The sequence below is a fragment of the Clostridium sp. DJ247 genome (assembly GCF_014231265.1).
Genome location: NZ_JABAIW010000114.1, coordinates 1 through 3,598 on the forward strand (window position 1 = coordinate 1; position 3,598 = coordinate 3,598).

The 3,598-nt window shown below is 29.1% G+C and carries 4 protein-coding genes and 1 tRNA gene; 3 read left to right on the top strand and 2 right to left on the bottom strand.

Annotated elements, in window-relative coordinates:
• Window positions 1-76: transfer RNA gene (locus HGI79_RS22155), tRNA-Lys, on the top strand.
• Window positions 77-235: 159 nt separating this feature from the next.
• The gene (locus HGI79_RS22160; RefSeq protein WP_185652837.1) at window positions 236-655 is read left to right on the top strand and encodes a VanZ family protein; all 420 of its coding nucleotides are present in this window, start codon (window positions 236-238) and stop codon (window positions 653-655) included.
• Between the two features lie 17 nt (window positions 656-672).
• Here the strand turns inward: HGI79_RS22160 and HGI79_RS22165 are convergent, their stop codons facing one another.
• Complete coding sequence (locus HGI79_RS22165; RefSeq protein WP_185652838.1) at window positions 673-1,269, bottom strand: uracil-DNA glycosylase; 597 nt, start codon at window positions 1,267-1,269, stop codon at window positions 673-675.
• Window positions 1,270-1,507: 238 nt separating this feature from the next.
• Here HGI79_RS22165 and HGI79_RS22170 point away from each other — a divergent pair, with 238 nt between their 5' ends.
• Window positions 1,508-2,641, top strand: coding sequence for an alanine--glyoxylate aminotransferase family protein (locus HGI79_RS22170; RefSeq protein ID WP_185652839.1), 1,134 nt, complete (start codon window positions 1,508-1,510; stop codon window positions 2,639-2,641).
• A gap of 156 nt (window positions 2,642-2,797) precedes the next feature.
• Here the strand turns inward: HGI79_RS22170 and HGI79_RS22175 are convergent, their stop codons facing one another.
• A complete protein-coding gene (locus HGI79_RS22175; RefSeq protein ID WP_185652840.1) occupies window positions 2,798-3,124 on the bottom strand; it encodes a DUF1904 domain-containing protein in 327 nt (108 codons plus the stop codon).
• Window positions 3,125-3,598: the final 474 nt, after the last annotated feature.

The following is a 3,598-nucleotide window of genomic DNA, read 5'->3' on the forward strand; positions in this document are numbered from 1 at the left end:
GGTTTACTAGCTCAGTCGGTAGAGCACATGACTTTTAATCATGGTGTCCGGGGTTCGATTCCCCGGTAAGCCACCAAAAAAGTATCTTGTTATAAAGATACTTTTTTTATTTTTTGTATAAGCAAAGACAAAAAAAGAAATTACACTGGAAAAAATAGCGAGTTAGGAGTAATATTTATTTATAAAAAACATTATAGTAATGCAGACTTTAAATTAGCTTTAGAAAGGTTTTATTATGAGTAAAAGAGTTAAGTGGATTCTAGTTATTATATGGATGGTTATTATATTTTGGTTTTCTAATCAACCAGCTGTCATATCGGATGGAAAAAGCAAATTTGTAATACAATTGTTTAAGCTTTTAGGATTAAATTTAGATAGTATTCTGGGAGATTTAGCTAACTTTGTAGTTAGAAAAATTGCTCATTTTACAGAATACTTGATATTATACTTGTTAGTATTTAATGCTACATATAAAAAAATAAACCTAAAGAAATCATTAATAACTTCCATATTAGTAGTATTTTTATATGCATGTTCAGATGAAATTCATCAAATCTTTGTTCCAGGAAGGACTAGCCGTGTTAGAGATGTTGTTATAGATACTTTCGGCGGAATGGCAGCATTTGTATTCTTATGGATAAAAAACAAGAAATAAATTTAAAAGTGCTCTATTTAAATTTTTAATAGAGCGTTTTTTAATTTATTCCAATCTTCTTCATAAGTTAATAGAAACTCTTCATTTCTGTTATATGTTAGAGAAGAAGGGTGATACATTGGAAACACATATCTTTTTAAATCTTCATTAAAGTATAAATTACCGTGGCAATCACCTATAGCTTTAAATTTAGTTAACCTTTTTAAAGGGACATTTCCTAAAGTTATAATAATTTTAGGGTTAACATAGTTTATTTCTTCATCTAATACTTCACGAAAAAGTTCAACTTCTGAAGTTTTAGGCGGTCTATTACTTATTGTTACTCTACCAGATGGATTCTCTTTTTCTTTTATAGGTCTAAAAAAACAAGTATTAGTTATACGAATATTTTTCCTAGATAACCCTATGCTATTCAAATATTTTTCGAAGTTTTTTCCTGCCATTCCTACAAAAGGCTTGCCTTCTTCTACTTCTGTTTTTCCTGGAGCTTCTCCTATAAATAATATATCACAGGGGATTGGGCCATCACCCGTAATATATCCTCCAGTTTTCTCAGCAGTATAATTTTTATATATTTTTTCTATACTATTTTTAAGCTTTTCCTGTACATTCATATAATATACTCCTTTCAGCATTAAGAGTTATAGTAACTACCAAATTACAATCATAGTAATTTTAACATAAGTTTCTATACAGGTGTATTATAGATTTATTTTGTACAAAAATATCTAATTATATTATTAATTTAATATATATTGTATTATTACACTTTTATATACTGTAATATAATGTTATAATTTCAGCAATATATGTACGTAAATTTAATTCTAATTTTAATAGGAGTGGTATAAAATGAAAATTCCAAATATCATGACACCTGGACCAACTCAGGTTAGAGAAAATGTAAGATTAGCAAGAAGTTTAGAATGCACAAATCCAGATTTAGATTTACAATTTTATGATTTTTATAAGGAAACCTGCAATAGGATAGCCGACTTTTTAAAAACAAAAAATGAAGTAAGAATATTAAGTGGGGAAGGAATATTAGGCCTTGAAGCAGCATGTGCATCTTTAACAGAAGAAGGAGATAGGGTATTAGTAATTGATAACGGTATATTTGGTGAAGGTTTTGCTGATTTCGTGAAAATGTACGGTGGAGATGTTGTATTTTTTAAAGGAGATAGGCAAAAAGGAATAGATACAAATGAACTTAAGAGTTTTTTAGATAGAGATAACGATTTTAAATATGCAACTGTAGTACATTGTGACACGCCTTCAGGAGTATTAAATGATATATCTAAAATATGTCCTATTCTTAAAAATAAAGGAATTATCACAGTTGTAGATAGTGTTGCTGCTATGGGGGGAGAAGAATTAAAAGTTGATGAATGGAATATAGATATAGCATTAGGTGGTTCACAAAAATGTATATCTGCTCCTCCAGGGTTAACAATTCTAAGTATAAGTAATGATGCTTTCGAAGTTATGAAAAATAGAAAAACTCCTATTGCAGCTTTCTATTGTAATCTGCTAATATGGGAAAATTACTATGAAAACAAGTGGTTTCCGTATACACAACCTATAAGTGATATTTTGGCACTTAGGGTAGCTATAGATAACATATTAGAAGATAAAGAAATTATACACAGACATGCGAGGGTAGCAGAAGCTACTAGAATATCTGTTAGAGAAGCAGGATTAGAACTACATATAAAAGAGGGTTACGCTAATACAGTTACAGTAATAGAAGTACCAGAAGGCATAGATGATCAATTACTAAGAGATCATATGGTAGAAAAGTATAATGTATTAATAGCAGGATCTTTTGGATATCTTCAAGGTAGAGTTATAAGGATTGGCCATATGGGGGAAAATGCTAGAGTTGATAAAGTAAGCTATACATTACTAGCTTTACAAAAATCTCTAGAGCATTTTGGGTTTAGCTGTAATTGCAATATGAGTTCTTTATTTTTAGAAAAGTATTAAGGCATCTGAAAAAATAACTAGCCAATTTAACGGGTATTTTTTCAAATGTCTAAGTTAAAAAGTTGATGGTAAATACGAAACACATACCATCAACTCTTGGTTTTTATTCGTTAACTACTAGTGGTAAAATTCTGACATCTAAAGCTAAAAAAGTTATTAAAAATGTGTTCCATTTTCATAATAAAGATTTTCTTTTAAGGGAGTAAAAAATAAATCAATATTTTCGTAGCCTAACTTAGTAATAAGATCAGTAACTGTTTTTGCCGTTTTATCTTGAATTTCTTGACCTCTATCAAACCAAACAATTTCAACAAAAGGATATCCTTCATATATGTTGCCATCCTTTATAAAGGTAGAACTTATATGCTCAATTGTAAAGTAATTTCTAGGACATCCAATAATTTGTTCTAATTCATCAATGAGCTTTGTACTTATCTTGCATATATCATCTACTTTAATACCTCTTATTTTTAACTGTGGCACTAAAATCACCTCCTGTATTATTGTATCCTATATGAAACAATAATCAAATGAAAATTCATAGACTATTAAAACTTTACCTAGTGTATCAGTAGTAGTATATTAAAGAAAAATATATGAAAATATAAGAATGCCAATGCTATACTTCAATCATGAAAGAATATTCATTTATATTAAAATAATAGTATGATACAATAACACATGTCGCTTGAAGAAACGACAAAACTCAACAAAAAACAACTTTAAAAGTAAAAAAAGTTGTTGACAAAGTTAAGTGACCATGATAAGATAAATAAGTCGCTAAGAAGCGACAAGATCTTTGAAAATTAAACAGAGTGAGATAAGAAAACTTATCTATTAAATAAACCAGCAATTCTTTTGAGCTACTAGATTAGTAGCCAAATAACAGTAATGAGCATTCAAACTTTTAAATTGAGAGTTTGATCCTGGCTCAGGACGAACGCTGGCGGCGTGCCT